The organism is Dietzia sp. 179-F 9C3 NHS, assembly GCF_045369825.1.
GTDB lineage: Bacteria > Actinomycetota > Actinomycetes > Mycobacteriales > Mycobacteriaceae > Dietzia.
This window is the reverse complement of the sequence record NZ_JBIQES010000006.1, coordinates 225552-232724: the sequence shown is the minus strand read 5'-3', so window position 1 is coordinate 232724 and position 7173 is coordinate 225552. Positions and strand designations below refer to the sequence as shown.

Genomic DNA, 7173 nt, shown 5'->3' with positions numbered 1-7173 from the left:
ACCGCGGCGGGGGCGACCGAGGCGGCGGCGGGGGCGATGGCCGCGGCGGCGGGGCCGGCAGCGGCGAGGCCGGCACCGACGGCGGGGCCGACCTGCAGCAGGCCTGCGATGATGGCGAGGGTGATGGGGTCCATGGCTCTCTCCTTACGAGATGCAGTTCTCTCCGATGGGTCGTGCTGCCAGCAAGCCTAAGACATGGTCGTGTCGGCGTGTTTCTGCTGCACACGCGGGCGGCAGCTACTCCGGAATCGCGACGATATGGACAGCCGTTACTTTCGCCGATGCAGTGGCCCCACCAGCCCCAGCGGCCCCTGTGGCATCACCCCGGGGGGTGGTCGGAACGGCCGTCCAGCCCCCCGGGGTGATGTGGCTATGCCACGCTGCCGGGAACCTCCTGGAAGTACCGGCGCAGGGCCTCGGTGAGGCGGCTGGCGATCAGGTCCAAAACGTCGACCACCGCGACCTGCGGTTCGGCCGGGTCGAGCACGACCGGCTCCCCGGTGATCGAGTGTTCGTGCCCCGCGTCGTCGGTCCACGACAGGCGCGGACGCTGGTCACTGTCGATGCTGACGGCCGCGGAGTCGCACACCCCGTCGTAGACGATGCAGCTGGTGTCGGGCAGGTGCCAGGCACGCCAGGTGGAGACGGCTGCGCCGCCGAGCGTTTCCACGAGCGTTTCCACGAGCGCGGCACTGTTCGTGTAGCCGCGGGTGAGCTCTTCAACGGTGAGGTTGCCGCGCTCGACGACGACGCACGGCTGGGTACCGGCGGGGCGGGTCAGTGTGAGGATCGGGTAGGTGGTCGGCTCATCGAGGTAGGCGGAGATCGCGTCGTTGATCGTGGTGAGGTCGTCGGTGTCGGGCACGTCGATCAGGTGCAGGGTGATGGTGCCGGGGTCGGCGTATTCGACGAGTCGCCGGTAGTCGTCCATCGCGGCATCTTCCCTGGCGGCGGGGAACCAGTTGAATCCGCCGATGCCGCCTTCGTCGAGGTCGGGCAGGAACTCGACGACGTGCAGGGTGCGAGTGGTGAGGGTGTCGCTCACGGTTACTCCTTTAGGTCGCTGTCGGTGGGAGGTCACCAGGTGGCGGTGCTCTCGAGGGCGTCGGTCGCGAAGCTGACCTCGGTGATGTTGTCGGCCAAATCGGTGGGGTCGGTGCACTTGAGTTCGTCGATGACCGCGTCGGTGATCGTCTTAAGCAGCGCCTCGGGCCAGCGGTACAGGCGCTTGGAGCTGCAGTCGGCCAGGCTCACCCCGTCCGGAAGGGTCAGGTCGAGACTCAGGCAGCGGGTCATCTCGACCTCGAAGGTGACGCGCGGCCGGACGTCGTCCTCGTCCTCGACGGCTGGGGTGTGCGTATCGAGCGGGGTGCCGTCGAGGCCTGGCTGGGTCCAGCAGGCGTGCGCGGCGATCAGGCCACCCAGGAGGTCACGCCGGTGGTCCGCGTCGAAGTTCTGCATGTGGGTTGCGGCGATCAGCTCGAACCCAGCCCGGTAGTACTCCGGATTGGTCTCGCGGCACCCACCTCCATCGTTGAGGTCGAGGAACGTGGCGATGGCCAGGTCCAGGGGGTCTCGTCGGGTGGTCGCGGTGTCGCTCACGTCGGGCTCCTTGCGGTGTCGGGGGCGGGTACGGCCATGAGCGTCCCCGGCCCGCCCGAAGATGCAGCAGTCCACGATCAGGCCAGGTCGCACCGCCCGGCAGGGCCGGCTTACTCGAAGCCCGATCAACCACCAGGGGCGCGGCCCGGACAGGACCTGGTCGCTCCCCTATGAACGCCGCCGGCCACGGCAGCGCAGGGTGTGCACTGCCGTGGCCGGGGGTTTCTAGTCGCCGGTGACCAGCCGGCGGATGACGGCGGCGTCGCCGCAGCCATCGTCGCAGTCCTCGCCGTCGCAGTCCTCGTCCTCGCAAACGCCCCAGTTTTCGGCGATGACGTCCTCGACGGTGGCGTCCGGAGCCTCGAGCCGAGTGAGGGCGGCGTTGACGACGAAGTCGATGAGCGTGGTGGTGTCGGGGGTGAGGTTGGCCGACTCGAGAAGCAGGTCGGCTGCGCCGTTGACTGCCTCGGCGACCTGGGTGCGGGTGTAGGTGGTCATCGTGTTCTCCCTCTGGGGGCGTGATCGGTACGTCCCCGATCATGTCGGCCCGAATCACGGGTGCAGCGCGCCCCCGATGCGCTGCGGCCGGCCACCGGAAGCGCGAGAGATGGCGGTGAAGGGGCCCCCGGACAGAACCCGGCCGGCCGACTGGCCGGTGCTGGTGGCGGCGCTTTGAGGGGCTAGGGCGAGCCGGGTTTCTCTACATGAGTCGCGGTGGATTCTGCGAGTGCTGCAGCGGCCGATGTGGGCCATATCGTCGAGGCCATCGGAGATCACCGCACCCCCGGGTCTGCTTCTGCTCGCCCACACGCGAGGACGCGCCCGGGGCTTAACGAAAGGACTGCCCTATGGGTTCACCGTCGACGTTTGGCCGCGCCGCTGTGGCCGCTGCCCGCGTGCTGGCCGCCAAGCCGCACCGCCACGACCTGAGCAGTGACCAGCGCGAGGTGCTGACCGGCTGGCCGGGCTGGGGGCCGCTGGCTCCGATCTTCGAGCGGGAGCCCTCCAAGGGGTGGGCGGCCGTCGGTGAGGATCTGGAGGCTCTGCTCGGCGCCGAGGCCGTGAGTGTCGGCAGTCGGCAGTGTGACAACGCGTTCTTCACCAGCCCGGCTGTCGCCGGCCATGTGTGGCGGCTGCTGGCGGGGGCCGGGTTCACCGGAGGGCGCGTGCTGGACCTGGGGTGCGGGCACGGCCGGTTCGCCCTGTCCTGCCCTGACGGGCTCGACGTCGAGTACCACGGTGTCGAGATCGACCCCACGAGCGCGCAGGTTGCCCAGCTTCTCAACCCGCACGCCCGCATCCTCTGCCAGCCTTTGCAGGAGGTCACCCTCCCGGCTGGCGGGTTCGACGTGGCGGTGGGCAACGTGCCCTTCGGCTCGGGATGGATCCACAGTCGCCACGGGTCGGCGCGGAACCTGCACGACTACTTCCTGATGCGGGCGGTCGACGCCGTGCGCCCGGGCGGCCTGGTCGCGGTGATCACTTCCCGCTACCACCTCGACGGCCGTGGGGGCTTGTCGACGGTGCACGACAAGGCCCGGTTCGTCGGGGCGCTGCGGCTGCCGTCGAAGGCGTTCGCCGCCGAGGGCACCGACGTGGTCGCCGATCTGGTGGTGCTGCAGGTCCGCGACCTGCTCGACCCCGCTGACTCGCCCGACGCCGACGGGAGCTTCGAGCACGCCCAGTCGGAGGTGACCGAGCCGGTCCGCGCGACCGGCAATCACGTCTACCCGGCCCATGTGGCCCGCTACTTCGCCGACCGGCCGGAGCTGGTCGCGGGGCAGATGCGGGTCACCGGGCACTTCCGCAACAACCTGGCGGTCGTCACCCGCAAGCCTGAGGAGATGATCGGCCGCGCGTTCGCCGCGTTGGCCGACGAGATGCCCTCCTACGTCGCCCGCGGTACCGACTTGCGCTGGGCAGAGGCGGAGATCCTGGTGGATGCCGAGGGGCGGGCCGAGGGGTCGTTCCACCTCGTTGCCGGCGAGGTGCACCAGGTCGTCAACGGCGAGCTGACGTCTGCCCGCGGAGGGGCCGGGAAGGAGCTCGGGGCGCTGGTCCGGTTGCGTGATGCGGTGCTGGAGCTGCTGGCCGCCGAGTCCGACTGGGCCAGCCCGGACTCGGTGCTGGAGCCGCTGCGCTCCGAGGCACTACGGCTGTACCGCGACTACGTGGACTCGTTCGGGCCGCTGAACCGCTCCACCGTCATTGACGGGCCGCTGGATCCGGAGACCGGCCAGCCCTCCCGTCGGGTGCGCCGTCCCCGCATGGGCGGGTTCCGGGCCGACCCGCAGGCCGAGATCGTGTTCGGGATCGAGCGGTTCGACGACGCCTCCGGCGAGGCGGCCCCGGCGGCGGTGCTGCTGCGGCGCACCAACCGTCGTCCTGTTCTCGTCGACCGGGTCGCCACCCCCGCCGAGGCGATCACCGTGTCACTGGCTCGGCGCGGCTGTCTGCACGTGCCGACCGTGGCCGGGCTGCTCGGCATCCCGGACTCCGAGGTGCCTGCGGTGCTCGGCGCACTGGCGTTCCGTGACCCGCAGACCGGTGATCTGGTCCCGGCCGGGGACTACCTGTCGGGCAATCTCGCCGACAAGCTCGACGCAGCCCGCGACGCCGCAGCCTTCGACGGTGCTTTCCAGCGCAACGTCGATGCCCTCACCGAGGCGTTGCCTGCCCGTCTGGGGCCGGAGGAGATCAGCGTCGCGTTCGGCGCGTCCTGGCTGTCGCCCGACGACATCCGCCACTTTCTGACCGGCGAGATGGGCTACAGGAGCGTGTCGGTCAGCTACACCGCGGCGGTGGCCTACTGGGACGTCGACCCGCTCGGTCGAGGCGAGGCGGCGGCTGAGGCCACCTACGGGACGTCGCGGATGACGGTGGCGGAGATCGTCGCCGCGGGCCTGAACGGCGGCACCCCGGTCGTGTACGACGAGGTGTGGGACGAGCAGTCCGGGAAGGTGCGCAAGGTTCGCAACGCTGGCGAGTCGGAGCTCGCGGCCGACCGGCTGGTGGCGCTGACGGAGGCGTTCACGGTGTGGCTGTGGTCTGACCAGTCGCGGGCCGAGAGGATCGTCGAAACCTACAATCGCCGGTTCAATTCGGTGGTGCCCCGTCAGGCCGACGGGAGTTGGCTGGAGTTTCCGTCCATGTCGCCGGAGGTGACGCTGTGGGATAACCAGCTGCGCGGTATCGACCACGTACTGCGGTGTCGCAGTCAGGCCGCGATGCTCGCCCACGCGGTCGGGGCCGGTAAGACCCGCGCGGCCCTGGGACTGTGCCTCAAGCTCCGCGAGTACGGTCTGGCGAACCGTCCGCTGGTGACCGTCCCGAAGGCAGTCTTGGAGCAGTTCGGGCGGGAGGCCCGAGCCACGTTCCCGACGGGCAAGTTCCTCGTCGCCACCGAGGAGCAGGTCGCCGGCCGGGCCAAGCGCCGGTTCGTGGCCCGTGCCGCCGCCGGCGACTGGGACGCGATCATCGTCTCCCACGAGACGTTCACTTCCCTGTCCGCCGACCCGCGCGTGGAGATGGATTACCTGACCGAGGAGCTGGCGGCTCTCGAGACCGGCGAGGAGAACGGCGCAGGCGCCCGCGGGGCGAAGGCTCTGGCCGCACGGCGGCGGGCCCTGGAGAACCGGGTGGCAGCGCTGCGGGAGGCCCGCCACGACCCGGACTCGCTCACCTTTTCGATGCTCGGGGCCGATCACGTGGTGGTCGACGAGGCACACCTCTTTAAGGGGCTTCCGGTAGCCACCCGCACGTCCGGGCTCAGCAACTCTACCTCGCAGCGCGCGCTGGACCTGCTTATCAAGATCACCAGCCTGTCGGCGCAGCGCCCGGGCCAGGCGGTCGCGACCGTCATGTCCGGCAGCCCGTTCTCGAACTCACTGGCGGAGGTGTACACCTGGGCGCGGATGTGCGCCCCCGATCTTCTTGACGGCGCGGGGTGTCGGAACTTCGACCAGTGGGCGGCGACGTTCGTGCAGTGGCAGACCGTGATCGAGACCTCTCCCGACGGGTCGGGGTTGCGCACGAATACCCGCCCGGCGCGGATCCGCAACGCCCCGGAGGCGCGCACGATGATGCGCGCGTTCACCGACATGCTGCCCTCTGCGGAGCTGCCGATCGAGCGGCCTGACGTTCAGCGGCACTTGCTCGTCGCCGAACCGTCGACCGCTCAGGTCGAACACATGAGGTCCCTGTCGGAGCGGGTAGAGAAGTTGCGGCTGGCCGGATTCCGCAACGAGAAGGGCGGCGACAACATGCTGCGCGTGTGCAACGACGGCCGCGCTCTCGCCCTGGACCCGCGTCTGGTCGGGGTCGCCGCGCGGTCGCCGAAGCTCGTTCTGGTCGCCGACCGGATCGCCGCGCACCACCACGAGCATGCCGACCGGCTCTACCCGGGCAGTGATGTCCCCGGCACGTTCCAGCTCGTGTGCCTGGATCTTGGCGCCCCGCACGAGTCCGACGCCCGCACCTACGGCCGCCTGCGGTCACTGCTGGCTGAGCGCGGCGTCCCGGCCAGCAAGGTGCGGTTCATTCAGGAGGCCCGTACCGCCAAGGCCCGCGAGGAAGTGTTCGCCGCCTGCCGCGACGGCCGCGTCTCCGTCCTGGTCGGCAGTAGTTCTACAGCCGGGCTCGGTGTGAACGTGCAGGCCAGGCTGTCCGCTCTGTACCACGTCGATTGCCCGTGGACCCCGGCGGCGAAGACGCAGCGAGAAGGTCGCGCGGTGCGGCCCGGCAATCTTAACGCGCAGGTGCAGATCGTCGACGTGGTCACCGAGGGCACGTTCGACGGGCTGGTGACGGCGGCCGTGGCGCGCAAGCACACGATGATCGAGCAGATGTACACCAACGCCCCGATGAACCGTGAGGTCATCGACGTCTCCGGTGACGCCGTGTCCCTCGCGGAGGTCAGCGCAGCAGCCACCGGGCACCCGGAGCTGATCGAGCAGGCCGAGCTCGCCGCTCAGGTGCAGAAGCTGCGCATCGCCCGCTCGTCGCACAGCGCGCAGGCACAGCAGATGCGCGTCCAGGCCGAGCACCGGCAGGAGACCGCCCGGCTGGCCGAGGAGACCGCCGCCGGGCTCGACTGGGTGGCGCGGGAGCTGCCCCACCGGCAGCGCACGCTGACCCGCGAGCAGGCCGCCGAGGCCGCCGAGCGGCTGCGTCCCCGGGATTCTCGGACGTTCCGGTTCGGTGAACTCACCCTGGCCCGGGGAGAGAACAGGTCGCGGGTGGTGGTCCGCCGCTATGGGATGTTGTTGGCCCGCCTGGAACTTCCGCATCCAGTCCCCCGCACGGTCGCCGGGTTCGCCGATGCTCTGTACGAGATGGTCGGCCGGTGGAGTGCCGATCTGCCCGACCAGATCGCCCGTCTGCGCGAGCGTGCGGCCGCCGAGCGTGCCGAGTCCGCGCGGCTGCAGGAGGTCGCCGACACGATGGCCTTCCCCCGCGAACGTGAACTGCTGACCGCACAGGCGAGGCTCGCCGAGCTGACCGCCCGGATCGAGCAGATGGCCGCCGAGCAGTCGGCGGCGTAGCCGCCCCGGGCCGGGCCCGGTCCGCACC

The 7173-nt window shown here is 70.4% G+C and carries 4 protein-coding genes; 1 reads left to right on the top strand and 3 read right to left on the bottom strand.

From position 1 onward, the window contains the following. Positions 1 to 370: 370 nt before the first annotated feature. The 3 genes from ACH0BZ_RS09795 to ACH0BZ_RS09785 all read right to left on the bottom strand — a co-directional run bounded on the left by ACH0BZ_RS09795 (position 371) and on the right by ACH0BZ_RS09785 (position 2100). Positions 371 to 1045: a hypothetical protein gene (locus ACH0BZ_RS09795; protein ID WP_406898059.1), complete on the bottom strand. Its 675-nt coding sequence runs from the start codon at positions 1043 to 1045 to the stop codon at positions 371 to 373. 32 nt (positions 1046 to 1077) lie between these two features. Next, complete coding sequence (locus tag ACH0BZ_RS09790) at positions 1078 to 1602, bottom strand: hypothetical protein (RefSeq protein WP_406898058.1); 525 nt, start codon at positions 1600 to 1602, stop codon at positions 1078 to 1080. Between the two features lie 225 nt (positions 1603 to 1827). Next, entirely contained in the window at positions 1828 to 2100 is a 273-nt protein-coding gene (locus tag ACH0BZ_RS09785) for a hypothetical protein (RefSeq protein WP_406898057.1), read from the bottom strand. Between the two features lie 350 nt (positions 2101 to 2450). Here ACH0BZ_RS09785 and ACH0BZ_RS09780 point away from each other — a divergent pair, with 350 nt between their 5' ends. After that, positions 2451 to 7145, top strand: coding sequence for a helicase-related protein (locus ACH0BZ_RS09780; RefSeq protein WP_406898056.1), 4695 nt, complete (start codon positions 2451 to 2453; stop codon positions 7143 to 7145). Positions 7146 to 7173 lie beyond the last annotated feature (28 nt).